Origin of the sequence: Pseudomonas sp. NPDC087690, assembly GCF_044743175.1 — a bacterium.
Classification (GTDB): Bacteria; Pseudomonadota; Gammaproteobacteria; order Pseudomonadales; family Pseudomonadaceae; genus Aquipseudomonas.
The window spans coordinates 117939-143713 of the sequence record NZ_JBIUVX010000008.1; the positions used below are offsets into that span (position 1 = coordinate 117939).

At 59.2% G+C, this 25775-nt stretch carries 26 protein-coding genes; 17 read left to right on the forward strand and 9 right to left on the reverse strand.

The features are described from left to right. From livH to ACIPIZ_RS12285, 4 genes are all read left to right on the forward strand, one after another. The coding region (gene livH / locus ACIPIZ_RS12270; RefSeq protein WP_401165491.1) for a high-affinity branched-chain amino acid ABC transporter permease LivH at nt 1-875 on the forward strand (875 nt) is incomplete at its 5' end. After that, a complete protein-coding gene (locus ACIPIZ_RS12275; protein WP_401165493.1) occupies nt 872-2128 on the forward strand; it encodes a high-affinity branched-chain amino acid ABC transporter permease LivM in 1257 nt (418 codons plus the stop codon). The genes livH and ACIPIZ_RS12275, both read left to right, overlap by 4 nt. After that, nucleotides 2125-2892, forward strand: a complete 768-nt coding sequence (livG, locus tag ACIPIZ_RS12280) for a high-affinity branched-chain amino acid ABC transporter ATP-binding protein LivG (protein ID WP_016771357.1) — start codon at nt 2125-2127, stop codon at nt 2890-2892. The genes ACIPIZ_RS12275 and livG overlap by 4 nt, the downstream gene beginning before the upstream one ends. Beyond that, on the forward strand, nt 2893-3594 hold the full coding sequence (locus ACIPIZ_RS12285) for an ABC transporter ATP-binding protein (RefSeq protein WP_008082262.1): 702 nt from the start codon (nt 2893-2895) through the stop codon (nt 3592-3594). Between the two features lie 157 nt (nt 3595-3751). On the opposite strand, the gene ACIPIZ_RS12290 is transcribed toward ACIPIZ_RS12285, so the two are convergent. Both ACIPIZ_RS12290 and ACIPIZ_RS12295 read right to left on the reverse strand, forming a co-directional pair. Continuing rightward, the gene (locus tag ACIPIZ_RS12290; RefSeq protein ID WP_105707483.1) at nt 3752-4990 is read right to left on the reverse strand and encodes a DUF2599 domain-containing protein; all 1239 of its coding nucleotides are present in this window, start codon (nt 4988-4990) and stop codon (nt 3752-3754) included. Nucleotides 4991-5022: 32 nt separating this feature from the next. Then, nucleotides 5023-6744, reverse strand: coding sequence for a DUF2599 domain-containing protein (locus ACIPIZ_RS12295; RefSeq protein WP_401165495.1), 1722 nt, complete (start codon nt 6742-6744; stop codon nt 5023-5025). 295 nt (nt 6745-7039) lie between these two features. Here ACIPIZ_RS12295 and ACIPIZ_RS12300 point away from each other — a divergent pair, with 295 nt between their 5' ends. Genes ACIPIZ_RS12300 through ACIPIZ_RS12315 form a run of 4 tightly spaced genes read left to right on the forward strand, consistent with a single transcriptional unit; the run spans nt 7040 to nt 9483 of the window. Next, on the forward strand, nt 7040-7342 hold the full coding sequence (locus ACIPIZ_RS12300) for a DUF2282 domain-containing protein (RefSeq protein WP_008086321.1): 303 nt from the start codon (nt 7040-7042) through the stop codon (nt 7340-7342). Between the two features lie 25 nt (nt 7343-7367). Further along, on the forward strand, nt 7368-8255 hold the full coding sequence (locus ACIPIZ_RS12305) for a DUF692 domain-containing protein (protein WP_064393064.1): 888 nt from the start codon (nt 7368-7370) through the stop codon (nt 8253-8255). Further along, complete coding sequence (locus ACIPIZ_RS12310) at nt 8252-9010, forward strand: DNA-binding domain-containing protein (RefSeq protein WP_122853607.1); 759 nt, start codon at nt 8252-8254, stop codon at nt 9008-9010. Before ACIPIZ_RS12305 ends, ACIPIZ_RS12310 begins: the two co-directional genes overlap by 4 nt. Continuing rightward, the gene (locus ACIPIZ_RS12315; RefSeq protein ID WP_401165498.1) at nt 9007-9483 is read left to right on the forward strand and encodes a DoxX family protein; all 477 of its coding nucleotides are present in this window, start codon (nt 9007-9009) and stop codon (nt 9481-9483) included. The genes ACIPIZ_RS12310 and ACIPIZ_RS12315 overlap by 4 nt, the downstream gene beginning before the upstream one ends. A gap of 67 nt (nt 9484-9550) precedes the next feature. Here ACIPIZ_RS12315 and ACIPIZ_RS12320 read toward each other — a convergent pair whose 3' ends face one another. Continuing rightward, nucleotides 9551-10465 (reverse strand): LysR family transcriptional regulator, encoded by a 915-nt coding sequence (locus ACIPIZ_RS12320; protein WP_064393067.1) that lies wholly within the window; start codon nt 10463-10465, stop codon nt 9551-9553. Between the two features lie 104 nt (nt 10466-10569). Between ACIPIZ_RS12320 and ACIPIZ_RS12325 the strand changes: the two genes are divergently transcribed. The 3 genes from ACIPIZ_RS12325 (at nt 10570) to ACIPIZ_RS12335 (ending at nt 13647) form a co-directional block, all read left to right on the forward strand. Beyond that, nucleotides 10570-11169, forward strand: coding sequence for a short chain dehydrogenase (locus tag ACIPIZ_RS12325; RefSeq protein WP_064393068.1), 600 nt, complete (start codon nt 10570-10572; stop codon nt 11167-11169). A gap of 113 nt (nt 11170-11282) precedes the next feature. After that, nucleotides 11283-11936, forward strand: coding sequence for a COG3650 family protein (locus tag ACIPIZ_RS12330; protein ID WP_064393069.1), 654 nt, complete (start codon nt 11283-11285; stop codon nt 11934-11936). A 97-nt stretch (nt 11937-12033) separates the two neighbouring features. Next, nucleotides 12034-13647, forward strand: a complete 1614-nt coding sequence (locus ACIPIZ_RS12335; RefSeq protein ID WP_064393070.1) for an NAD(P)/FAD-dependent oxidoreductase — start codon at nt 12034-12036, stop codon at nt 13645-13647. Between the two features lie 119 nt (nt 13648-13766). Here the strand turns inward: ACIPIZ_RS12335 and ACIPIZ_RS12340 are convergent, their stop codons facing one another. After that, nucleotides 13767-14861, reverse strand: a complete 1095-nt coding sequence (locus tag ACIPIZ_RS12340) for a PLP-dependent cysteine synthase family protein (protein ID WP_105707476.1) — start codon at nt 14859-14861, stop codon at nt 13767-13769. 250 nt (nt 14862-15111) lie between these two features. On the opposite strand from ACIPIZ_RS12340, the gene nhaA reads away from it, so the two are divergent. The 5 genes from nhaA (at nt 15112) to ACIPIZ_RS12365 (ending at nt 19100) form a co-directional block, all read left to right on the forward strand. Beyond that, nucleotides 15112-16299, forward strand: a complete 1188-nt coding sequence (gene nhaA, locus ACIPIZ_RS12345) for a Na+/H+ antiporter NhaA (protein WP_064393072.1) — start codon at nt 15112-15114, stop codon at nt 16297-16299. A 119-nt stretch (nt 16300-16418) separates the two neighbouring features. Further along, nucleotides 16419-16565 (forward strand): hypothetical protein, encoded by a 147-nt coding sequence (locus tag ACIPIZ_RS12350; RefSeq protein WP_224790786.1) that lies wholly within the window; start codon nt 16419-16421, stop codon nt 16563-16565. Nucleotides 16566-16897: 332 nt separating this feature from the next. Beyond that, nucleotides 16898-17428, forward strand: a complete 531-nt coding sequence (locus tag ACIPIZ_RS12355; RefSeq protein WP_256585442.1) for a zeta toxin family protein — start codon at nt 16898-16900, stop codon at nt 17426-17428. A gap of 189 nt (nt 17429-17617) precedes the next feature. Then, on the forward strand, nt 17618-18838 hold the full coding sequence (locus tag ACIPIZ_RS12360; RefSeq protein WP_122853604.1) for an S-type pyocin domain-containing protein: 1221 nt from the start codon (nt 17618-17620) through the stop codon (nt 18836-18838). Nucleotides 18839-18845: 7 nt separating this feature from the next. Continuing rightward, on the forward strand, nt 18846-19100 hold the full coding sequence (locus ACIPIZ_RS12365; protein WP_064393075.1) for a colicin E3-like toxin immunity protein: 255 nt from the start codon (nt 18846-18848) through the stop codon (nt 19098-19100). A 61-nt stretch (nt 19101-19161) separates the two neighbouring features. Here the strand turns inward: ACIPIZ_RS12365 and ACIPIZ_RS12370 are convergent, their stop codons facing one another. Next, nucleotides 19162-19626 (reverse strand): glycine zipper 2TM domain-containing protein, encoded by a 465-nt coding sequence (locus ACIPIZ_RS12370; RefSeq protein WP_007918566.1) that lies wholly within the window; start codon nt 19624-19626, stop codon nt 19162-19164. 178 nt (nt 19627-19804) lie between these two features. Between ACIPIZ_RS12370 and ACIPIZ_RS12375 the strand changes: the two genes are divergently transcribed. Further along, nucleotides 19805-20041 (forward strand): hypothetical protein, encoded by a 237-nt coding sequence (locus ACIPIZ_RS12375; protein ID WP_095119201.1) that lies wholly within the window; start codon nt 19805-19807, stop codon nt 20039-20041. A 5-nt stretch (nt 20042-20046) separates the two neighbouring features. On the opposite strand, the gene pdxH is transcribed toward ACIPIZ_RS12375, so the two are convergent. From pdxH to ACIPIZ_RS12395, 4 genes are all read right to left on the reverse strand, one after another. After that, nucleotides 20047-20694, reverse strand: coding sequence for a pyridoxamine 5'-phosphate oxidase (gene pdxH, locus ACIPIZ_RS12380; protein ID WP_105707465.1), 648 nt, complete (start codon nt 20692-20694; stop codon nt 20047-20049). Nucleotides 20695-20718: 24 nt separating this feature from the next. Then, nucleotides 20719-21819: an OmpA family protein gene (locus ACIPIZ_RS12385; RefSeq protein ID WP_122662107.1), complete on the reverse strand. Its 1101-nt coding sequence runs from the start codon at nt 21817-21819 to the stop codon at nt 20719-20721. Between the two features lie 113 nt (nt 21820-21932). Then, the gene (locus ACIPIZ_RS12390) at nt 21933-23078 is read right to left on the reverse strand and encodes a serine hydrolase domain-containing protein (RefSeq protein WP_064393078.1); all 1146 of its coding nucleotides are present in this window, start codon (nt 23076-23078) and stop codon (nt 21933-21935) included. 189 nt (nt 23079-23267) lie between these two features. After that, complete coding sequence (locus ACIPIZ_RS12395; protein WP_401165504.1) at nt 23268-25748, reverse strand: beta-galactosidase; 2481 nt, start codon at nt 25746-25748, stop codon at nt 23268-23270. Between the last annotated feature and the right edge of the window lie 27 nt (nt 25749-25775).

The following is a 25775-nucleotide window of genomic DNA, read 5'->3' on the forward strand; positions in this document are numbered from 1 at the left end:
GTGGCAGCATGTATGCCTTGATCGCCATCGGCTACACGAGGGTTTACGGCATCATTGGAATGATCAACTTCGCCCACGGCGAGGTGTACATGATCGGCTCCTACGTGGCGTTCATCGCCATCGCCGGGTTGACCATGATGGGACTCGACAGTGTCCCGCTGTTGATGACTGCGGCGTTCATCGCCAGCATCGTCGTCACCAGTTCCTACGGTTACAGCATCGAACGCATTGCCTACCGCCCCCTGCGCGGCAGCAACCGTCTGATCCCGCTGATTTCCGCGATCGGTATGTCGATCTTCCTGCAGAACACGGTTCTGCTGGCGCAAGACTCCAAGGACAAAGCTATCCCCAACCTGATTCCGGGCAACCTTGCCTTCGGCCCAGGTGGCGCACAAGAAGTGCTGATTTCCTACATGCAAATCGTGGTGTTCGTGGTGACGCTGATCGCCATGCTCGGCCTGACACTGTTCATCTCCCGCTCTCGCCTGGGTCGCGCCTGCCGCGCCTGCGCCGAAGACATCAAGATGGCCAACCTGCTCGGCATCAACACCAACAACATCATCGCCCTGACCTTCGTCATTGGTGCCGCGCTGGCAGCCGTTGCGGCTGTACTGCTGAGCATGCAATACGGGGTGATCAACCCGAACGCCGGTTTCCTCGTCGGCCTCAAAGCCTTCACCGCAGCGGTACTCGGCGGTATCGGCAGCATCCCTGGCGCCATGCTCGGCGGGTTGGTGCTTGGGGTGGCGGAAGCGTTTGGCGCCGATATCTTCGGCGACCAGTACAAGGACGTCGTGGCTTTCGGCTTGTTGGTTCTGGTGCTGTTGTTCCGTCCGACCGGCATTCTGGGCCGTCCGGAGGTTGAGAAAGTATGACTAGGAATCTTAAACAGGCGCTGTTCAGCGCTTTGCTGGTGTGGGCCGTGGCCTACCCGGTACTCGGTCTGAAACTGACCATCGTCGGCATCAACCTGGAAGTGCACAACACCAGTCCGACCGTGCTGGCGACCATCGCCATCTGCTCGGTGCTGATGTTCCTGCGGGTGCTGTTCAACCAGCAGATCAGCAAGGCCTGGCGTTCATCGCCGGGTCTGCCGCTGATCCCGGCCAAAGCGAGCAACTTCCTCACACTGCCAACCACCCAGCGCTATTTCATCATTGCGCTGATCCTGGTGGCGCTGGTGTGGCCGTTCTTCGGTTCCCGTGGCGCGGTGGACATCGCGACGCTGATCCTGATCTACGTGATGCTCGGCCTGGGCCTGAACATCGTCGTCGGTCTGGCCGGTCTGCTCGACCTTGGTTACGTCGGCTTCTACGCCGTCGGCGCCTACAGCTACGCGCTGCTGTCGCACTACTACGTCCTGAGCTTCTGGATCTGCCTGCCGATTGCCGGCCTGATGGCGGCGACGTTCGGCTTCCTGCTGGGCTTCCCGGTGTTGCGTCTGCGCGGTGACTATCTGGCGATCGTGACCCTCGGCTTCGGCGAGATCATCCGTCTGTTCCTGCGTAACCTGACCGACATCACCGGTGGTCCGAACGGCATCAGCAACATCGAGAAACCGACGTTCTTCGGCCTGACCTTCGAACGCAAGGCCGCGGAAGGCATGCAAACCTTCCACGAGTATTTCGGCCTGCAATACAACTCGATCAACAAGGTGATCTTCCTTTACCTGGTTGCCCTGTTGCTGGCGCTGGCGGCGCTGTTCGTCATCAACCGCCTGCTGCGCATGCCGATCGGCCGTGCGTGGGAAGCGCTGCGTGAGGACGAAATCGCTTGCCGCGCACTGGGTCTGAATCCAACGATCATCAAGCTGTCCGCGTTCACCCTCGGTGCTGCGTTTGCCGGTTTCGCCGGTAGCTTCTTCGCTGCGCGTCAGGGGCTGGTGACGCCGGAATCGTTCACCTTCATCGAGTCGGCGATCATCCTCGCCATCGTCGTATTGGGTGGCATGGGCTCGCAGCTGGGCGTGATTCTCGCGGCCGTGGTGATGATCCTGTTGCCGGAAATGATGCGTGAGTTCAGCGAGTACCGCATGCTGATGTTCGGTGCCCTGATGGTATTGATGATGATCTGGCGTCCACAAGGTCTGCTGCCGATGCAACGCCCACACATGGAGTTGCGAAAATGAGCCGCGAGATCTTGAAAGTTGAGAACCTGAGCATGCGCTTCGGCGGCTTGCTGGCGGTCAACGGCGTGGCCCTGACCGTCAAAGAGAAACAAGTGGTTGCACTGATCGGGCCGAACGGCGCCGGCAAGACCACCGTGTTCAACTGCCTGACCGGTTTCTACCAGCCAACCGGCGGTAGCATCCTGTTGGACGGCGAGCCGATTCAAGGCCTGCCGGGGCACAAGATCGCGCTCAAAGGCGTGGTGCGCACCTTCCAGAACGTGCGTTTGTTCAAGGACATGACGGCGGTCGAGAACCTGTTGATCGCCCAGCACCGTCACCTCAACACCAACTTCCTGTCCGGTCTGTTCAAGACTCCGGCGTTCCGCAAAAGCGAGCGCGAGGCCATGGAGTTTGCCGAGTACTGGCTGGAAAAGGTCAACCTCAAAGAGTTCGCCAACCGTACCGCCGGCACCTTGGCTTACGGTCAGCAACGGCGTCTGGAAATCGCTCGCTGCATGATGACCCGTCCACGGATCCTCATGCTCGACGAACCGGCCGCCGGCCTGAACCCGAAGGAAACCGAAGACCTCAAGGCGCTGATCGGCGTGCTGCGTGAAGAGCACAACGTCACCGTGCTGTTGATTGAGCACGACATGAAACTGGTCATGAGCATTTCCGACCACATCGTCGTGATCAACCAAGGCACGCCTCTGGCCGACGGCACGCCGGAACAGATCCGCGATAATCCTGAAGTGATCAAAGCCTACCTGGGGGAAGCGTAAATGCTGCAGTTCGAAAACGTTTCCACCTTCTACGGCAAGATCCAGGCCCTGCACAGCGTCAACGTCGAAGTCCGCCAGGGCGAGATCGTGACCCTGATCGGCGCCAACGGTGCCGGCAAGTCGACGCTGCTGATGACGCTTTGCGGTTCGCCGCAGGCGCACAGCGGCAGCATCCGCTACATGGGTGAGGAACTGGTCGGCCAGGACTCGTCACAGATCATGCGCAAGAGCATCGCGGTGGTGCCGGAAGGTCGTCGGGTGTTTGCCCGTCTGACCGTTGAAGAAAATCTGTCCATGGGCGGCTTTTTCACCGACAAGGGCGACTATCAGGAGCAAATGGACAAGGTTCTCGGCCTGTTCCCACGCCTGAAAGAACGCTTCAACCAGCGTGGCGGCACCATGTCCGGCGGCGAACAGCAAATGCTCGCCATCGGCCGTGCGTTGATGAGCAAGCCGAAACTGCTACTGCTCGACGAGCCGTCGCTGGGCCTGGCACCGATCATCATCCAGCAGATTTTCGACATCATCGAAATGCTGCGCAAGGACGGTGTGACGGTGTTCCTGGTCGAGCAGAACGCCAACCAGGCGCTGAAAATCGCTGACCGCGCCTACGTTCTGGAGAACGGTCGTGTGGTCATGCAAGGCACCGGTGAAGCACTGCTGACCGACCCGAAAGTGCGCGAGGCGTACCTCGGCGGTTGATGCATTTCACTGAACAAAAAAACGGCCTTCGGGCCGTTTTTTTTTACCTCACACATCCCCCCGTAGGAGCTGCCGAAGGCTGCGATCTTTTGACTTTGGTTGTTAAAAACAAGATCAAAAGATCGCAGCCTGCGGCAGCTCCTACAGAGCATCGGTGTCAGTACGGATTGCAGTGCTGTGCTACCGCCGTGGCCTGATCGACATACGGACGTGCCGGTTCCAGATTCCATTCAGGCTTGTTGCGCACAGGCTTGCCCTCGTACGTTGCCGCGAGGTGGCAAACCATCTGCCGACGCAACGAGCCACCATTGACGCTGTACTGCCGCCACTGCTGATCGTCTTTGTGCTTGTTGTACAGCTCGGCAAACATGCGATCAGTCTGGTCATCCTTGATCGCGCGACCGCAAGCGGTCGGTACCACCGAGAGTGACCAGGTGTTCGGCCCCAGTTTCGGATCAGGACGCTGTGTCCAGGTGCTGGATTCGATGTACTTGTCGCAGAATTTCGGTTCTGCCGGCGTCGAGGTCTGGATGCACGAGAACGAAGCCTTGGCGACCGGGGTTCGCGGGAAGTCGATCTTGATGATATTGCGGTCCTTGCCAGTCTTGGCTTTGTAGTCCTTTTGATTGGCCAGTGCGTCATTCAGGCCGCGTTGATCGCTGTAGAAAAACGCCAGAATCGGCAGCTCATCGGTTTTCGGATTGCCCAGACGCAGCTCCGTCTGCGTTTGAAACTCGCGGCTGTTGATGACTTTGCGCGCGCCCAAGAAATTGCGAAAGGCATCGACACGCTCCCTGCTGCTCATCGGATTGCGCATGTTGAAACCACACTGCAACTGATCCTGCTGCCGATTGTTGTTGTACTGGGTGAAGTGTGCGACCCAGGCATTCGGGCTGGTGATCGGTGGTTTCATGGCCTGGCAAACCGCTTCGGCCGGCGCAGTGTTTTTGTTGTCGCCACAGCCGCGGTCGTTTCGATAGTCGGTCCAGGCATCATTGGGAAAGGCGCAATAGACGTGCACGGGTGTTTCCGGATCGCGGATCAGATCTCTTGGTGTAATCAGATAGCCGTTTTGCGTACTCATGCCGGGGTCTTCATAGCTGATGCCGTCGGCACGCATATACGAAGCGGCGAACGTGCCCAGCTCCACGGCTTTCGGGCTGGGATTCCACACATCCCATTTCTGCCCCTTGGCCGGATCGGCGCGGTGGGTGCCACGAACCAACAGTCCCGAACAGTCCGACGCGGGGTCCTGACCGCAACTGTCGACGGTTTTGTTGTACAGGCTTTCGACCTTCTTCAGCGTCTCGTCGCAAGATTCGGCACGGGCCCATGTCGCGTGCAACAGCAGCGGCAACATCAGCAATGGAGCGGTCCTGATCAGACGTTTTTTCATGGCTTGCATCTCCTTGATTAGCCAATACACACTCAACGGGGAACGGGGTTGCAGCCGGCCGCCCGGGTCTCGGCGTCCGATAACGCCGGCCGGAACGGCTCGAGATTCCACGGTGTCTTGTTGCGATAATTGGCCAGGACACAGCCCAATTGCTGACGCATGCTGCCGGCCGACGTTTCGTTATCGCGCCAATGGCTGTCCGCGCCCTTGAGGGCGAACAGTTGCGCATAGATCGCCTCGAGTTGCTCGTTGGGCAAGGCACGTCCCGTCGCCGTGGGCACGATGCTCAGGCTCCATTCCTCCTTGCGGGTGCCGGGGTCGAAACGATTGACCCAGTCGGCCGAGGCGATGTATTGCGGTGACGCAGCCGCCACCGGATTGCACCCGGCCTTCGCCGCTTGCTGCGGGCTGACAGCAGGACGGAAGGGTTCCAGATTCCATTCGGTCTTGGCCGGATAGTTCTGCACCAGACAGGCCAGTTGCTGGCGCATGCTGCCCGCCGACTTTTCGTTGTCGCGCCATTGGCTGTCAGCCCCCCGCAGCGCCAGCAGTTCCTGATAGACAGCATCCTGATTGCTGGCCTGAATCGCTTTGCCCTGGACGGTCGGCGTCACGCTGAGCGACCATTCGTTTTTCTTGCTGCCCGGGTCGTAGCGCTCGATCCAGATGGCGTTGGCGATGTATCTCGAGGTCGGTGCATCCGGTGGCGGCCGGGTATCCCCCGTCACCGTCAGATCAATCGCCTGATCGGCGGCGACATAACTGAAACGCTGTTCGGCAGGCTTGGTGAAATCCAGCCGCAGGATCGGCACGCTGTAGCCTTGCGCCTGAAGTTTTTTCTGAAAGTTGCGCGCACTGTTCAGGCCGTTCTCGGGCTTGGGTGGCGCCTGATCACCGCGGGTGGCGAAGTTCTGCGTGCTGTTGACGTTGTAGATGAAGGCGTCGATGTACTTCATGTTTTCGCTGCCATCGTTGGTTGCCGTGGCATTTTTCAACATGAACTCGTTGACCTGGGCGCTGAAGGCAAACGGATCCTTGTTGGTCGTGTTTGGCCGCGACTCGTGCACCCGAATCATTGCGTTCCAGTCGCTGGGTTTTTCCGCGTTCCATGAGCATTGGCCGTACTGAATCGGCCCCTTCATCAACCCGGTGTATTTCTGCGTCCATTGCTCGGCCGTGCTGACCCCCGCCTCGGCGCAAGTGCCGTAGGCCAGTGCAGCATTGCGATTGTTCATCGTGCCCTGAGCCGCGCGCGGCGGTTCACGGCTGTCGAAGAAACCGCAGCCATACCATTTGCGCTCCGGTCCGGTACCGCCATCAAAGGCATAGATGCAGGTAAAGCCCTGCTCCTTGACCGGTAGATTCAGCGCCGCCGCATCGGTGGGTGTACGCAGGATGAAGCCGGCCGGATGAATGAGAATGCGCGTGCTCAGATCCTTGCGGATCCATGAGTAGGAGGTCGCGCCAATCCTGATCGCGTAAGGACTGTAGTCCCACGGATTGAAAGGCCCGTCATTGACCATGCGTAGCGTCACACCGCTGCAATAGTAGAGACCGCGCGCGGCACCGGTATCGGGCTCCTGGCATGAGTCCTTGAGGGTGTTGTAGTTGTGATTGATACGCTTGAGTGTGTCCTGCGGATCGGCTTGCGACTGGGCGTGAACCGTGGAGAACAGCAAAGGCAGCGTGCAGGCCAGAGCAAACGATGAAGCCTTGCGCGACAGCACAGCGAAGACTGAGCGATCCTTGGTCATGAGATACCGTCCTGGTAAATCGGCCTGTTGGAGTGGCCGTTGAAGTGACTATAGAACACTGCCGGCAACTCGGATAAATCACTGCAGGAGCTGCCGCAGGCGGCGATCTTTTGATTTTGATTCACCAGGTAAAAAGCCAGATCAAAGGATCGCAGCCTGCGGCAGCTCCTACAGGGGTTTTGCATTATCTGGAAAAAAATTGCTGTGGGCTGTAACGCATCGTCGACTGGTTTCTCTAGAGGGGTAAGCAAGCGCAAATCGCTTGTAAAAACCCTGACAAGACTGGAGAAACATCATGACTGCTACCACTCGTACCCTGTCCGCCACCGCCCTGGTTCTGGCCCTCGGTTCTGCCCTGAGCATGGCCGCCGTCTCCACCGCCCACGCTGCCGACGACATGGAAAAATGCTTCGGCGTGGCCATGAAAGGTCATAACGATTGCGCCGCAGGCGCAGGCACTACCTGTGCCGGCACGGCGAAAATGGACTACCAGGCCAACGCCTGGAAACTCGTCCCGAAAGGCACCTGTGCTACCACCGAAAGCAAGACCTCGCCGACCGGCTTCGGTCAGATGGAAGCGTTCAAAGCCAAGTCCTGATCCGCGATCTGCCTGAGTGACGATCATGTTCACAACACAACAAACTCCTCTACCCGGCACCCAGGCAGCCCTCACAGAACTCCCGCCGCGTGCCGGGCTGGGGCTCAAGACCGGGCATTTTCGTGAAGTGCTCGGTTTGCAACCGGACCTCGGTTTCTTCGAGGTCCACGCCGAAAACTACATGGTCGACGGCGGCCCGTTTCATCATTTTCTGGGTTTGATTCGCCAGCAGTATCCGCTGTCGCTGCACGGTGTCGGGTTGTCCATCGGCGCTGAAGGGCCGCTGGATAAAGACCATCTCAAGCGTCTTGCCGAGCTGAACCGGCGCTATCAACCCCAGTCCTTTTCCGAACATCTGGCCTGGTCCAGCCATGGCCCGGTGTTTCTCAATGATCTGCTGCCACTGGCCTACGACATGCCGACACTGAACCGCGTCTGCGCGCATATCGATCAAGTGCAGGACTGCCTGCAACGGCCCATGCTATTGGAGAATCCGGCGACTTATCTGGCGTTTCAGCGCTCGACCATCGATGAGCCGGAATTCATCGCCGAGGTCATTCGCCGAAGTGGCTGTGGCCTGTTGCTCGACGTGAACAATGTCTACGTTTCGTGCATCAATCATCAGCGCGCTCCGCTGGCCTATCTCGACGCACTGCCGTTGCACCGGGTGGGCGAGATTCATCTGGCCGGGTTTGCCGAAGATTCCGACAACCCGGGTGAGCGCTTGCTGATTGACGATCACGGCGCAGCGATCGATGACGCGGTGTGGGATTTATACCGGCAAGTGCTCGAACGCATTGGCCCGGTAGCCACGCTGATCGAACGTGACAATCAAGTGCCAGCGTTCAATGTGTTGCTGGCCGAAGCACAGCAGGCCGATGATTTTTTGCTGCAAGCGAGGGGGCGCGCATGAGCACGCACAGCGCTTTCGCTGCCGCGCTCATCGACACGCGACTAACCTGTCCAGAGGGCTTGTGCAGTGCCAGCGGCGCCGATCCGGCCAGGCGTTTCGCGGTGTATCGCAACAACGTGCAAAGCTCGCTGATCAACGCATTGGCCGACAGTTATCCAGTGGTCAGGCAATTGGTCGGCGAGGAGTTCTTTCGGGCGATGGCGGCCGTTTTCGTTCAGGCCCAACCGCCGCAAAGTCCGCTGATGAGCCGTTACGGCGAAAATTTCGCTGACTTCACTGCCGCGTTCGAACCGGCGTCCAGTGTGCCCTATCTGGCCGATGTCGCGCGCCTTGAGCGTTTGCGCACCTGTGCTTATCACGCGGCCGATGCGCTTGCGGTGCGGCCGGAAGAAATCACTGCCGCATTCGCCAATCCGCACTCCCTGAGCGCACTGACCGTCAAGCTGCATCCGTCGCTGCATCTGCTCGACTCGCCCTGGCCGACGGTGGCGATCTGGGCAGCACATCAACGGCAAGCAACGCTCGCGGGCCTCGACTTGCAGCAAGCACAGCACGCGCTGGTACTGCGCAACCATCTCGACGTCGAAGTGTTTGTCATCGAACCCGGCGCCAGCGCGTTTATCCGCCATCTCATCGATGGCCAGCCATTACTGGCGGCAGTTGCACACAGCCCTCCCTTCGATCTTGCACAAACCCTCGGCTTGTTGATCGCGCACAACGTCATCACCCACTTGAGCTACAAGGAACTGCCATGAGCAACCTCATCACCCGCGCCATCGCGCTGCTGGAAAAAATCCCCCACAGCCTGATCGCCTTCATCGCGCGCTTCTCGATTGCAGCGGTGTTCTGGAAGTCCGGGCAGACCAAGGTCGAAGGGTTGGCCATCGACCTGATCGACGGCACCTTTGAATTAGGCTGGCCACGACTGGCGGACTCGACGATTCCGCTGTTCAAGAGCGAATACCCTGTGCCGCTGTTGTCGCCAGAGATTGCTGCGCACATGGCCGCATTCGCCGAGCACTTTTTTCCGGTGTTGATCCTGATCGGTTTCGCCACACGGTTTTCTGCGTTGGCATTGCTGGGTATGACCCTGACGATTCAACTGTTTGTGTACCCGGATGCGTATCCGACTCACGGCACCTGGGCGGCGGTATTGCTGTACCTGATGGCGAGCGGGCCTGGGAAGCTGTCGATCGATCATCTGATTGCCAGACACCACAACCGCTGATATTCCTCCAGCAGGCTTCGACAGCTCCAGGGAATGGGTTGGCAGGGAACGGGATAGCAGGGGATGGTCAGCGCTGGAGACGATCCAGCGCCTCTCCGCTGCGCTTGAACCAGCCGATCAGATAGTCCGCCAGCACCTGCGTACGTTTGGGCAGCCCTCCCTGATACGGATGCACCAGGTACATCGGCATGCGTCGGGTCTGAAAATCGCGCAGCAGCCATTTCAATCGCCCGTCCGCCAATTCCGCTTGCAGCAGGTACGAAGGCAATCGAGCGATGCCGGCGCCGGACAGCGCAGCTTTTTTGAGCAGGCTGTAATGGTTGCTGGCGAACGGCCCGGACACCCGCACCCGCAACAGTTCGTGCTGCAGGTGATATAGCCACTCTTCGCGCCCGCTGTAGTGGCTGTTGAGCAAGCAACGGTGTTCGGCCAATGCCTGCGGCATCGTCGGCTCACCGAAACGCTCAAGATAAGCCGGGCTGGCGCAGGTCATTTCCTGCCAGGCCAGCAGCGGCTTGGCCACCAGCCGCTGATCATTGGCGACCTCGGAACGAATCGCCAGATCAAAACCATCCCGCGACAGGTCGCGATAACTGTTGTTCAGTTCCAGCTCGATCTGCACCTCGGGGTATTTCTGCGAGAACTCCAGCAGCAAGCCGTCAAAGAAGGTTTCCCCCAACGACACCGGAACCGTCATACGCACGGGACCGGCCATATCGTCCTTCAAACGCGCCAATGCCTGACGCGCCTTTTCGACCTGGACTACCAGCGCCTGGGCCTGCGGCAACAACGCCGCGCCCGCGGCGGTCAGGCTCAAACGCCGGGTGGTCCGTTGCAACAACACCACAGAAAACTGCGCTTCGAGCTGGCTGATGCGCTTGGACAACTGGCCCTTGCTACAGCCCAGTTGCTGCGCCGCCAGGGTGAAACTGCCAGCCTCGATCAGCACGGCAAACGCCGCCAGATCATCCATTTCGCTCATGGATTGTTTCCATTTGAAAACCAAAGGTTGCCTATTAGTGCGCTTATCGGCAGAAAAAACCACTCTAGACTGAAACCTCGTTCAATCACTTGAGGCACAGCACGATGAAAATTCTGTTGATAGGCGCTGGCGGCACCATCGGTTCGGCCGTGGACAAAGAACTGGCGCAACGCCACGAAGTCATTCGTATTGGCCGCAATAGCGGTGACTTGCAGGTGGATATCAGCGACAGCACCTCGATTCGCAAGCTGTTCGAAAAAACCGGCAAGTTCGATGCACTGGTCTGCGCCGCGGGCAACGTGACCTTTGCCTCGCTGGATGAAATGACTGAAGACAGCTTTGCCCTCGGTCTCAAGGACAAACTGATGGGCCAGGTCAATCTGCTACTGATCGGCCGTGAATTCGCCAACGACGGCGCCTCGTTCACCTTCACCACTGGCGTGCTCAGCCACGATCCGATTCGCAGTGGCGCATCGGCAGCGCTGGTCAACGGCGCACTCGACAGTTTTGTCCGCGCCGCCGCCATCGAACTGCCACGCGGCCTGCGGGTGAACTCGGTCAGCCCGACCGTATTGCTGGAAGCGATGGGTAAATATGCGCCGTACTTCCGTGGCTACAAGCCAGTTGCTGCGGCAGATGTGGCGTTGGCTTACGCGAAAAGTGTCGAAGGCTTGCAGACAGGTCAGACGTTTCACGTCGGTTAAGATCAAAAGATCGCAGCCTGCGGCAGCCCCTGCAGGAGAATGTCGGGGCGGCGATCTTTTGCATTTGCCTGACAGGCTGCGTAACGTGGCGGCACTTGTCTGGAGAGCCGAAGATGCGTGTTGCCCGATCGTTAGCCGTTGTTGCCCTGCTGCCGTTGTTTGCCGCCTGCCAGTTGTTCGATGGCCAGCGAGAAAGTGCCTCGCACGTCGGGCAGACGCGGATGCAAGGGCAATTGACCGCCGCTGACGGCAAACTGGTGTTTCAGCCGTGCCAGGATCAGCGCCAATTGGTGGTCAATGACATCGGCGGCACCAGCGTCCTGCAAGAAGCCGCCACTCTGGCCGACGAGCAAGGCAAACTGTTTGCCGATGTTCGCGGCAAAGTCTCGGGCGATCGACTCGATCTGACTCAGTTGTACCGCGTCGAACGCTCCGGCACAGCCTGCGACGACCCCAATTTCAAACTGCTGATCCTGCGCGCTGCCGGCCATGGCCCGGAATGGAACGTCAAGGTCAGCGGCAAAGGCATGGTCATTGACCGCGAAGGCCAGCCACCACTCGCCGTACCTTATGTTGAAGAACAACTGGGCGACGGCCGCTTCAACCTCAGCAGCGAGGCCAACAACCAGCGCATCGAATTGTGGGTCGCGCCGCAACGCTGCGTCGACAGCAGCACCGGCAGCGTGCAGCACATGAGCGCCGAGTTGCGCATCGACGGCCAGGTGCAGCGCGGTTGCGGGTATTTCGGCGGATCGCGCAACGACTGAGCGTTTTAGCCTCACCGGATCCGGCCTTTGCGGCTTATAATCGCGGCCTTCAAACGCCTTGGCGCAGTTGTGCGCCCCGCGAACCCGGATCCTCGCCATGTTACGAATCACTGAACTCAAGCTGCCAATCGACCATCCCGAAGAAGACCTGCGCCCTGCCATCGTGCAGCGCCTGGGCATCGCCAGCGATGACTTGCTCGATTTCACCTTGTTCAAGCGCAGCTACGATGCGCGCAAAAAGTCCTCCGAACTGTGCTTCATCTACACCATCGACCTCCAAGTGCGCGACGAGGCCAAAGTGTTGGGCAAGTTCGCCGACGACCGTAACGTCAACGTGGCGCCGGATGTCAGCTACAAATTCGTCGGTCAGGCGCCGAGCGACCTGAGCCAGCGCCCGATCGTCGTCGGTTTCGGCCCGTGCGGAATCTTCGCCGGCCTGCTGCTGGCGCAAATGGGCTTCAAGCCGATCGTCCTCGAGCGTGGCACGGAAGTCCGTCAGCGCACCAAGGACACCTGGGGCCTGTGGCGTAAAAGCGTACTCAACCCCGAGTCCAACGTGCAGTTCGGCGAAGGCGGCGCGGGCACGTTCTCCGACGGCAAGCTGTACAGCCAGATCAAGGATCCGAAATTCCTTGGCCGCAAAGTCCTGCACGAGTTCGTCAAGGCCGGCGCGCCGGAAGAAATCCTCTACGTCAGCAAGCCGCACATCGGTACGTTCCGTCTGACCGGCATGGTTGAAAACATGCGCGAACAGATCCGCGAATTGGGCGGTGAAGTGCGCTTCCAGGAACGCGTCACCGACGTGCTGATCGAAGACGGCCAATTGGTCGGCGTCGAATTGGCCAGCGGCGAAACCCTGCATTCGAAACACGTGGTTCTGGCCCTCGGCCACAGCGCCCGCGACACTTTCCGCATGCTCCACAGCCGTGGCGTGTTCATGGAAGCCAAACCGTTCTCGGTGGGTTTCCGCATCGAACACCCGCAATCGCTGATCGACCGCGCGCGTCTGGGCAAATATGCCGGCCACCCGAAACTGGGCGCCGCCGACTACAAACTGGTGCACCACGCCAAAAACGGCCGTTCGGTCTACAGCTTCTGCATGTGCCCGGGCGGCACCGTGGTCGCGGCGACTTCCGAGCCAAATCGCGTGGTCACCAACGGCATGAGCCAGTACTCGCGTAACGAGCGCAATGCCAACTCCGGCATCGTCGTTGGCATCACCCCGGAAGTCGATTATCCGGGCGGGCCGCTGGCCGGGATCGAGTTGCAGGAACGTCTGGAATCCCACGCCTTTATCCTCGGCGGCAGCGATTACAAGGCGCCGGCGCAACTGGTTGGCGACTTCATCAACGACATTCCTTCGACCGAACTGGGCGAAGTCGAACCGTCGTACAAACCGGGTGTGGCGCTGGGTGATCTGGCCTTGGCCTTGCCGGATTTTGCCATCGAGGCAATCCGCGAAGCGTTGCCGGCGTTCGAGAAGCAGATTCGCGGTTACTCGTTGCACGATGCGGTGTTGACCGGGATCGAGACCCGCACTTCCTCGCCGCTGCGCATTACCCGTAACGAGACGCTGCAGAGCATGAACGTCAAAGGCTTGTTCCCGGCCGGTGAAGGCGCGGGTTATGCGGGCGGGATTCTGTCGGCGGGTGTGGACGGGATTCGCATTGCTGAAGCCGTGGCGCGCGATATTCTCGGCCTGACTGACTGACTGACACAAAACCCTGTAGGAGTGAGCCTGCTCGCGATAGCGGTAGTCCATTCAACATCAATGTTGAATGTTATTCCGCCATCGCGAGCAGGCTCACTCCTACAGTTGATTTCGGTGTGTCAGATATTGGCACGCAGGACTGAAGTCGGCAGCGCCTCACCGCGCTCGGCACTCGCCGCCACCGCTTCGATCAACCCAGCCAGCTCATACCCCTGCGCCTGCAGCCAATCCTGATCGTAATACGTGTCGGCATACCGCTCGCCGCCATCGCACAGAATCGCCACGATCGACCCCGACTCCCCCGCCGCTTGCATCTGCTGCGCCGCCATCAAGGCGCCGATCAGATTGGTCCCGCTCGATCCGCCGACATGCCGGCCCAGACGCTGCGCCAGATAATGCATGGCCGCCAGCGACAAGGCGTCCGGCACCTTGACCATCGCATCGATCACCTTGGGCAGAAACGACGCCTCAACGCGAGGCCGACCAATGCCTTCAATGCGCGACCCACAATCCAGCCGCAAACTGGCATCGCCAGTCTGGTAGTAATCGAAGAACACCGAACGCTCGGCATCGGCGCACAACACGCGAGTGCAATGCTGGCGATAGCGCACGTAACGACCGAGGGTAGCGGTGGTGCCGCCGGTGCCCGGACTGGAAATCAGCCAGCTTGGTTCCGGGTGCTTTTCGTAGCGCATCTGCTGGAAAATCGATTCGGCGATGTTGTTGTTCGCACGCCAGTCAGTGGCGCGCTCGGCGTAGGTGAACTGATCAATGAAATGGCCATCGTGCTCACGGGCCAGACGCTCGGATTCGGCGTAGATCTGCGTCGGATCTTTTACCAGATGGCTTTTGCCGCCATAGAACTCGATCTGCGCGATCTTCTCTTTGGAGGTGGTCGCTGGCATTACGGCAATGAATGGCAAACCGAGCATCCGCGCGAAATACGCCTCGGAAATCGCCGTCGAACCACTGGACGCCTCGATCACCGGCGCACCAGGTTTCAGCCAGCCGTTACACAGCGCGTAGAGAAACAGCGAACGGGCCAAGCGATGTTTAAGACTGCCGGTCGGATGGCTGGACTCATCCTTGAAGTACAACTCGATGCCCGCAAAACCTGGTAGCGGCAAAGGGATCAGGTGGGTGTCGGCGCTGCGCTGAAAATCCGCTTCGATGATGCGGATGGCTTCGCGGGCCCACTGTCGGTTGTCGCTCATGGTGATGGTTCTCGTTGAATCGGCAGGAGATGAACCTGTTCGAAAGGCTCACTCATCAGCTTAGGAAAATTCCGATAGCGCGCACAGATACAGCTGAGTCTCAATATGTCAGGCAACTGCTAGGCTCAGCGTGGCTTGGGCCAGACACCTTGTAACGACATATAACAAAAAAGAATATAACTTTTGTTTTAACAACTAACAGTACGGGTTAGGGTGTCCCACCTTTTTGACGATTCGATGGAGAGCGACCTTGCCTCTGCGTAGCACTTTCACGCGTTTCTTTCAGTTGGAAGCTGCCAGCGGTCTGTTATTGATCGCCGCAGCCGTCCTGGCCCTGATTATCAACAACTCGCCGCTGTCGTGGCTGTACACCGGCCTGCTCGACACCCCCGTGGTGGCGCAGATCGGTGCGTTGAAAATCGCTAAACCCCTGCTGCTGTGGATCAACGACGGTCTGATGGCGATGTTCTTCCTGCTTATCGGCCTGGAAGTGAAGCGCGAAGTCCTCGACGGCCAACTGTCAAAGCCCTCGCAAATCGTCCTGCCCGGCGCGGCAGCGATCGGCGGCATGCTGGTACCGGCGCTGATCTACTGGTTCCTCAACCGTGACAACCCGGCAGCCCTTGATGGCTGGGCGATTCCGACCGCGACCGACATCGCCTTCGCCCTCGGCGTATTGGCCTTGCTCGGCAAGCGTGTGCCGGTATCGCTGAAACTGTTCCTGATGACCCTGGCGATCATCGATGACCTCGGTGCCATCGTGATCATCGCGATCTTCTACTCCGGCGAACTCTCGACCCTGTCGCTGGGTCTGGCGGCGGCGTGCATTGCGTCGCTGGTGGCGATGAACCGGCTCGGGGTGGTCAAACTCGGGCCGTACATGATCATCGGGTTGATCCTTTGGGTCTGCGTCCTCAAGAGCGGTGTCCACGCGACGCTGGCCGGCGTGACCCTGGCCTTCTGCATTCCACTGCGCACGAAAAACGCCGAGCCGTCGCCACTGCTGACCCTGGAACATGCGCTGCATCCGTGGGTGGCCTACGGCATCCTGCCGCTATTCGCCTTCGCCAACGCTGGCCTGTCGCTGAGCGGCGTCACCATGGAAAGCTTCACCCATCACGTGCCGATGGGTATTGCGGTCGGCCTGCTGCTGGGCAAGACCGTCGGTGTGTTCGGTCTGACCTGGCTCGCGGTCAAAACCGGCATCGCCGCCCTGCCGCAAGGCGCCAACTGGGGTCAGGTGCTGGGCGTGGCGATCCTCTGCGGCATTGGCTTCACCATGAGCCTGTTTGTCGGCTCGCTGGCGTTTGAGCCGGGTGTGAGTGACTACGCAGGCATGGACCGGATGGGCATTTTGACCGGGTCGATTCTGGCGGCGTTGATTGGTTATGCGGTGACGGCGGCGGCGAGTCGCCGGAATACTCTGCAAAACGTCTGAAACGCTTCCTTAAGAAATCATAGCCCTTCTATATAGAGGGGCTTGGCTCTGAACCTTGCAAGTGTGCTATATCTTTCATTGACAGCCACACCTACGCAACATCGTTTCTGGAGTCATCCATGTCACGTAAAGCAGAAAAACGCCCAATGACGGACGATCAGATTTCCGTACAGGAATCGCGAATTCCGGATATCGCTCTGAAGGCATTCAGCAACGCGTACAAGATGGCGCTCGCCAATGGCGCCCGCCGCGGTGCTCGTTGCTAAAGATGGTCAGCTGTTTGAAGTGACAGAGAAGAGTTCTGTCGCTTTGCGCACAATCGGTACCTATGGAAACCTGAAAAGCGGCACTCGCCTGCACATCAACAAATCCTCGAAACAGGTCACTTCTTGAGCACACCGAGAATACGGATATTCGCTGGGCCCAACGGGTCAGGAAAAAGCACTTTCAATCGACTGGTTCCCGCGCATTTGCTGGGCAACTACATAAATCCTGATGACATATAGCGCTCAATCAAAGATACCGGTTTTTTTGACTTCACCTCTTATCGTATCGAAGACCACAAGAAGACATTTTTGAGTTTTTCCGTGAGCACGCTTTGCTCAAGAAAGCCCCTCACTCATTGGCAAAGCTGGATTCTCTGACAATTGACGGTGAACGGCTCAGCTTCGCAAATACTGAAATCGACTCCTACGTCGCATCAGCCCTTTCCGACTTCATACGAAGATCTTTGATCAAAGAGCGCATCAGCTTTACGTTTGAAACCGTCATGTCGTCCTCTGACAAGGTCAAACTGCTCGCTGAAGCTCACGCCTCCGGTTACAGAGTGTATGTTTACTACGTCGCTACCGCCGATCCTCAGATCAACATTGCCAGGGTCGCCTATCGAGTCTCACAAGGCGGGCACAGCGTTCCCCCTGAAAAAATAGAAGCGCGGTATTGGAGATCTTTGGAGCTTCTATCTGATGCCATCCTGACCTCCAACAGAGCTTATATTTTCGATAACTCGGATGAAGGTAGCGAGGGCCTCACGCAGATTGCGGAAATCACTGATGGCGAGTTGATTGAAATCAAATCAGATACTCAGCCACCGTGGTTCAAAGAGTTCGTGCTCGACAAATTACTGTAGTGCGCTGAACGAATTTTTCCTGAGGGCTCAATCCTCTGAGTCTCGAACAACAGCCTATCTACAGATCAGAATCCGTCGAACAATCCCCACGTCTTTAGAGACGCGTCCTACAGCCACCATTTTCCTCCTTCGTTAACGTTGCGCAGCCCTTTGCGAAGGGCTGTCGATGGATGAGCGAAAGGACGATCAGTGGCTCGCAACAAGGAGATTCCTCGGGTTCAAAACCCACCGCAAGGCGACGGGCATCACGTCACCTACCGCCATATGACGGCCACTGAACTGGCCGAGCGCGACGCCAGACAAAACGCTTACGACGGCATGCTGGCGCGGCAGGAGGCTTTCGAGCGCAGCCGTGAGGTGGCGGTCAAAAAGACAGAGGCCGTTCGTGCCGGCTGCGTATTCGCCAAGTCCTGCAAATTGCCGGATGCGATTATCGATTACTCCAGTCCTTCGGGGATGGTGCCGACTGACAGCCTGAAGGATTACGGCGACCTGATCCTGCTAGGCGCGCGTGAGGCCGATGAAAACGGCGCAGTTCCTCTAAAGAAAATCGGTGCGACAGCTATTCCAGTTGGGTTTGGCAGTCTGGCGTTGGCGGGATCGGTGTTTGAAGCACTGCCCGCTGCTTTATCTAGTGCGGCTGTTGCGCCTTTAGTTGGTTTGGTTGCGCTGTTCATGCCATCGAGCCTTGGTGACAGCGCGCTCTATACCGACGAACAACTGCGTGGACTTGAACAGGCGCGAACGCGTGTTCGGTTGAGGGTCGAACAGCAGGCCGACGGCTGCCTGAAGGGCTACGGCTTCTACACCGGCAAGAATCGCGATTGGGAAATGGTTGATGTCGTGCAGTTCAAGTTGCGTGGCAGCCAGTTCATTGCTGACTTGGGCGAAGGCGTAGAACTGATCTGGACGCCTGCTGTAGATGGCTCGGACATCCTTGGTATTCCCGCGCTGGAGGCTGCACCGCAGGCACCGAACATCTGGGTTTATCCGCCGACGAAAGCGGCAGAAGGGATTCTGGTTAACCCGGTTTATCCGCCGGAGTACCGGGATTTTATTCTGGTGTTTCCCCCTAACTCCGGGGTTCGGCCGGTTTATATTGTTCTAAATGTTCGACGCCACGGTACCGCCGAAGCTGGACATACCTACCATCCTGCTCCCGAAACACGCGATATCACTGCATTTCCCGGTTTGAGAAGAGCAAAAAAGAAAACCCCATACGCGGGTGGTCTCCGAGATCGCTGGACGGATGCGAAAGGCAGAACAATATATGAATGGGATTTTCTACATGGAGAACTTGAGACGTACCGGGCAAGTGATGGCACTCACTTGGGATCGTTCGACCACAAAACCGGTAAGCAGTTAGATCCGCCAAAAAAGAAGAAACGCAGCATTAAGAAATTTCTATGAGGGGTCTATGGGATTAAGAGCCAGGCTTGAATGGTATGACAAGAAAACTGAACTGGGCGAAGGAGAAGAGTTATCGAAAGACTTCGGTGACGACGGTTCAATTATCGAATCACTTGGAATGCCAATCGAAAATAATGTGAACAACGGAGGATTCGATGTGCCCTCGCAATGGGTCAATATCCTGCAACCCCATTTTAGACAAACCATTGATTTATCCTCTTTCGACTTTCAGGTCGCTTTCGTCTACCGCGACCATTGGTAAGCGACCAACAAAAAACCCCGACCAGTCACCTGATCGGGGTTTTCTTTACCTTGAATTCCGCTTAGTGCGAAACGCGGCTGGTCCCGCCAACGGTGGAGATGCGCACGCGCTCGCCAACGCGGAACACTTCATTCTCCTGAACCTGCTGCACGTAGGCACGCATGCTGCCGTCGTCTTCACGCACGGTGATTTCCACACCTTGGGTACGGGTCAGACCTTCTTCAGTCGCCGAGCCGATCAGGCCACCGGCCACCGCACCGATGACCGCAGCAACGATGCTGCCCTTGCCGCCGCCGATAGCGCTGCCGCCAACACCGCCGACTGCCGCACCGGCGAGGCCGCCGATCGGGGTTTTGGTGCCTTCGATCTTGACCGGGCGCAGGGATTCGATGGTGCCCATGCGAATCGTCTGCACGCGACGCGCTTCGTCACGGGAGTAGGAGTCACCGGTCAGGCTCGATTGGCAGCCGGTGAGCAACATCGCCATCGTGGAAAAGGAAGCAACCAGCAGAACAGACTTACGCATAGCATCAACTCCAAAGGAACATATATTCATTAAACTCCGTGGCTTGACGCCTGTCACGACGCAGCCCGGACAAATTCGCTTTCATTCAGGCGCGGTACAGACGCCGCACGCATTCCCTGACATAGCCCTACAGTAGCGCCAAATTGCCGATTCTGCGCCACCCGACCCCAGGATTTTCATGGATTACTTCATCATCGTCGTCACCACGGCCGCCGGTTTGTACTTCCATTGGTGGTTGTACGTGCGGATCAAACGCTGGATGGATCGCGACCTGGCGCTGTCATTGGCCGGCAAGGACGAGGGCAAACGTGCCTTCATGCTCGAACAGTTGGCGAACGCTCAGGCGCAGAAGATCAAGCGCCGGGATCTGCCGAAGTGGCTGGAGGCCGCTGCGGCAGGCTATCCCGCTCGGTAGACTGCTTAGGGTGCCAGTCGTTCAAGAATCCAGTCGGCGCCCTGCACACGGTAGTTGAGGCGATCGTGCAGACGGCTCGGACGGCCCTGCCAGAATTCGATGCGCTCAGGCAGCAAGCGGTAACCGCCCCAGTGTTCCGGGCAGTCGGGCTGAGTATCGGAGAAGCGCTGCTCGGTAGCCTTGAGCAGATCTTCCAGTTCACCGCGCCCGTTAATCACCCGGCTCTGCGGTGATGCCCAGGCACCGAGACGGCTGCCCAGCGGACGCACCTGATAATACGCATCGGACTCCGCAGGACTGACCTTCACCACCCGCCCTTCGATGCGCACTTGGCGCTCGAGGGTCGGCCAGAAGAAGGTCATGGCAGCGAACGGGTTGGCCGCCAGATGCTGGCCCTTGGCGCTGTCGTAGTTGGTGAAGAAGGTGAAGCCCTGCTCGTCCAGCCCCTTGAGCAGCAGAATGCGGCAATGCGGTCGCCCAGCCTTGTCGACCGTGGCCAGGGTCATGGCGTTGGCTTCCACCGGTGCCTGTTCGGTTTTCACCGCGTCGGCGAACCACTGGTGGAACAACGCAAACGGCTCGGCCGGGGCTTGCGCCTCGGTCAGACCATCCCGGGTGTAATCACGACGCATATCTGCCAGAGCCTGGGTCATGGCGCATTCCTTTTCGTTAGCGGATCACTTCTTGGTGGTATCGGTCGCGGCGACTTTCTTGTCGGTCGCGGCGGCTTTGGCTGGTGTGGTTTTCTTCGCCGGGGCCTTGGCTGGAGCTTTTTTCGCTGGGGCCTTGGCAGCGGCTTTCTTGGCTGGAGCCTTTTTGGTTGCCGGCACAGCGGCTTTTTTCGCGGCTGGAGCCGGGGTTACCGGTTTGGCAGCTGGCTTGACGTCTTGCGCCGCGACCAGGGTCACCGGCTTCGGCGCGGGCATGTTGTACTTGCTCAGCAGCGCGACCATGGTGTTCTGTGGGGTCACCAGCAGTTCGACACGACGGTTCAGGGCACGACCTTCAACGCTGTCGTTGGCGGCGCGCGGCGCTTCGGAACCCATGCCGCGCAGCATCAGGCGATCACGCTGCAAGCCGCTGAGACGGAAGATCGCCGCAATGGACTGGGCACGTTCCTGGCTCAGTTTGATGTTGGCAGGTGCGGCACCACTGGAATCGCTGTGGCCAAGAACCAGCACGGCGGTTTTCGGGTCGGCCTCAAGGATTTTCGCCACTCGGGTGAACGGACCGAGGGTGACCGGCAGCAGCATGGCGGGACGATCCGGGTTGAACGAGCCTTCGACGGGGGCAGTCACGACCAGCACGTTTTCACGGCGTTCGAGTTGCAGGTTGCTGTCCTTGACCGCTTCACGCAGGCGCGGCTCGTAGTCATCCAGCCAGGCTTGAGTGACTTTCGGATCGGGCATCGGCACCGCTTTAGTGGTCGGCTGATCCTTGCCGCCGAACGGCCACCACCATTTGCTGCCGGTATCGGCGTCAGCCTTGGCCACGGCAACCGGTTTCCTGGCTTCAGGCGCTACTTCTGCCTTCATGTCAGCCTTGGCGGCTTCGTCATCGGAACCGAACGGCCAGTACCAAGGGTTGCTGCTTTCAGTTTTGGCCACCGGTGCAGTCGCCGCCGGCTTCAAAGGCGCCGGAGCCGGCTCCTTGGCCGCCACTTTGTCGGAAGAACCGAACGGCCACCAACTGCTGCCGTCCGCATCGTTTTTAGGGGTCTGTGCGCAACCGGTGATCGCTACACACAGGGCCAGGGCGAGGGTCTTTTTCGATGACATTGAAAATCCACAAAATGAAGTAATGAAAAATCAGAGCACTTTCGCCCGGATAAACAGCCGTTTTGAAACGAAAAACCGCTTGAGGTTCCGACCCTGGGACCTCGGATGAAACTTTACAGACAAGTGGCAAGTACCCGCGCGAGCTTCTGCGCACGCGGATCCATCAAGACGTATGGCCCAAGGGTATTTGTCACAAAACCGAAGGCGACATCATGCTCAGGATCAGCAAAACCGATGGAACCGCCCGCGCCCGGATGGCCGAATGCACGAGGACCGAGGCCGTAGGTAGCGTTGGGCACGTCCGGTTGATCGAGCATGCAGCCCAGACCGAAACGGGTCTGGGTCAACAGTGTCTTGTCTTCGCCGAGGCTGTGTTCGCGGGTCAGCTCTTCAAGCATGTCGCTTTCGAGCAGACTGCCGTCGAGCAGGCCCGCGTAGAAACCGGCCAGACTGCGCGCATTGCCGTGGCCATTGGCCGCCGGTTGCTGCATGCGCCGCCATTCCGGTTTGTTGGTGCTGGTGAGCACTGAAGGTGGGTTGGTAAAAGCGCGGGTGGTCATCGCGGCGGGCTCGCGCATGGTCACCTGCAGCAGGCGTTGCGCGGCGGCATCGCCAGCGTTGCCCTTGCCGCGGGCAATGTGCGCCACGCGGTGGAACTCTTCGTCAGCCAGACCGACATGAAAATCCAGACCCAGAGGTTTAGCGACACGAGCGACGATGGATTCACCCGGCCCACGACCGTCGGCGCGGCGCAGCAGCTCGCCGATCAGCCAGCCGTAAGTGATTGCGGCGTAACCGTGGCCAGTACCTGGCGTCCACCATGGCGCTTCGGCCGCAAGCGCGTCGACCATGGTTTGCCAGTCATACAGCGCTTCCGGCGCCAGCAATTCACGCAGAGCTGGCAGACCGGCCTGGTGGCAGAGCAATTGGCGCAGGGTCACGGATTCTTTGCCGGCGGCGGCGAATTCCGGCCAGTAGCGCGCAACCGGAACATCCAGTTGCAGCTTGCCTTCGCCGACCAGTTGCAGCGCGGTGACCGCAGTAAACGTTTTGGTGCAGGAGAACAGATTGGCAATGGTGTCGCTGTGCCAGGCCTCGGCGCCGTCCTTGTCGGCAGTACCGGACCAGAGGTCGAGGACAGTCTCTCCGCCGACCTTGATGCACAGGGCTGCGCCGCGTTCCTGGGGATCGTCGAACAGTGCGGCGAAGGCTTCGCGCACCGCTTCGAATTGAAGCTCGTAATGTCCCTGAATCTGCACCCGCAACTCCCCCGCGAAAACGCTCTACAAAGTGGCCCGCATTGTTCCAGCCCTTGAGGGATTTGGGAACAGCTGCGGGCCAGACGGTTAAAAGCCAAGTCAAAAGATCGCAGCCTGCGGCAGCTCCTACATGGATTGCGTTTCCATGTAGGAGCTGCCGCAGCTGCGATCTTGTTAGAGCATCACAGGTTAGTGACCATTGCCGGAATGACCACCGGCATGCCCTGCCCCCGGACCTTTACCGGCTTCGCCTTTGCGGCCGCCCTCAGCCTCATGCCCCGCTGCGGCGGCCGCTTTCTCAGCCTCTTTGCCAAGCTGATCAATCGCCTGCAAATTGCTCTTGCGCACCGATTCGACGAAACCCTGATACGGCAGATCTGTCACCCCGACCAGACCGAAATGACCGTTCTCGCCATCCAGCAAACGCCCGGTCACCGGTTGATCCAGATACTGGAACCAGTGCACGCCGACAATCGAAGGCTCGCTCAAGGCCTGCTTGAGGAAATTGGCATACGCCGGGCCACGATCCTCTTCCTTGCTCAGTTGCGTCACGCCGCCCCAGAACGGGCCGCGATCAGCGGAGCCGAAGTTGAACTCGGTAATCAACACCGGTTTGTCCAAAGCCCCCAGCGCGGCAAAGTCATAACCATCCTGCGGCGTGAGCGTGTACATATTGAAACTCAGCACATCGCAATACTGCGCGCAGGACGCCACGGCTTCCGGGGTGCTGATCGCAAAGCGCCCGCCCAACAGCATCTGATTCGGCGCGTGCCATTTCAGCGAATCGGAGATGGTCTTGAAGTAGGTGTCGGCAAAGACCTTCTGGAAATATTTGAAGTCCGCTTCGATTTCCGGGTGTTCGGGATTCGGCAATGGCGGCACAAAACCCGGGTCTTCCATCAGCTCCCACGCCGGCAGATCAATGCCCCATGCCTTCGACAACCCGGCCTGATTGCGGTACTTGTCGCGCAACTGCTTGAGGAACGCGCGCTTGGCCGGCACGTCGGTGGTCATCTTCAACGTGCCGTAAGCCAAGGCGTAACGCGATTTCGGATCGTCGCCCGGCCCGGCCCAGGCCAATTCGTTGTCAGCGTAATAACCGATCAGCCAAGGATCATCGCGATGGTCGCGGGCGGCGATGGCCACGGCACGCTCGGTGGCCATGGCGAAACGCGGATCGAACGGATCCGGCATGCCGCCCCACCAGTCGCTGCCGGTGCTGATGCTGGTGTAGTCGCCGACAATCGACAGCGGCAAGGTGTACGGCACGCGTTCGGCTTCACTGAGCGAATCGGCGCTCCAGTTGCCGACCGTGTTGAAACCCCAGGCTTGCAGGCGATCAAGCGTGTGGTTGGCCCACTGCGACTCATCAATAGTTGCTTTGCACGGTGCGGCAGCCGGTTCGCTGGCCACTTGCACGGTTTCAGTCTTGGCCACTTCGGCGACGCCTGACTTCGGCTCAGCCGGCACAGCGACAGGTTCTGATGCCTTGGCGGCAGCGCTTTCTGCCGCTTCAGTCTTCGCCGCTTCAGCGACCCCGGATTTACTCTCGCTGTCCCCTTTGCACGGCTCGCCGTACACGCGCTGCAGGTTGGCGCCGTAGAAGTCATACCAACGCCCGTTGCCGTAGCCTCGACCTTGATCTGCGCCATTGCCGCCACGGTTGTCGCCTTCACCAAAGTGACTGGCCAGCGGCTCATCCGGTTTCGGCAAGGATTCGAACATGAATTCGCGACCCGCCACATAAGTCTGGCTGACGTCCGGGCTGACAGTGTTGACGCCGAGGGAGTAGAACGGATGCCCCTCAGGCGTGACCAGGTACCAGCGGCCGTCACGTTTTTCGGTGCGGAAGAAACCGCTGGCCTTGAACGCCGGGCCTTTGCTCCAGCCACCGAACTTGTCCAGCGATGACTTTTCGCGCTCGGCCAGCCAGGTTTTCAGCTGTTGCTGTTCCTTGGCGGCAGCGGATTTAAGCTGTTCATCGTTAGCGATTTTTTCTGGCCACTTGCTGCGAGTCGATTGCCCGTAAGCGTCGACCAGATTGCCATACACCGCTTGGCTGACCGACTCGCCGTCCTGCACGCCGAAACGCTCAAGCAGCAAACTCTGCGCGACTTTCGGCTGATCCATCGACAAACTCACCGACACCACTTGGCTGCGATCAATCTCACCGCTGCTGCTGGCCAGCAAAATGCGCTGACCATCGACAGTCATCGGCATCGGCGGGCCGGCCTTCATGCCTTGGCTCAACGGCGCAGTAGCCACCAGTGGCACCAGCAACGTCTGCGCAGGTCCGGCCGGCAGATCGACGCGGCTGACCAGTGTGCGGCCGTCATTGCTCTGGATCTGCACGTAAACGGTAACCGCCCAGTTCATCGCACTCTGCAGGCGCAGGGTCATCATCCCCGACTGCGACCAGTCCCACGCACCGGTTTGCGGCGTCAAACGCAAGGTCGGGCGGGCCACCGGGTTGAAGGTCACTCGGCGCAGCACTTCGCCCTCGGGGGTTTGCTCGGCGTTGGCTTGCGGCAGGTCGGCGTTTTCGGTGGCGATTTTCACCACGTCGGCAGGACGGACAAAGTTGAACAGGGTCTGCTGTCCCGCAGGCGCCGCGAGTAGCGGCGTGGCGAAGATCAAGGCGAATACGGCAGGCAACGAACGGCGGATCATAAGAACGGAGTTCTCCCTAACGACCAA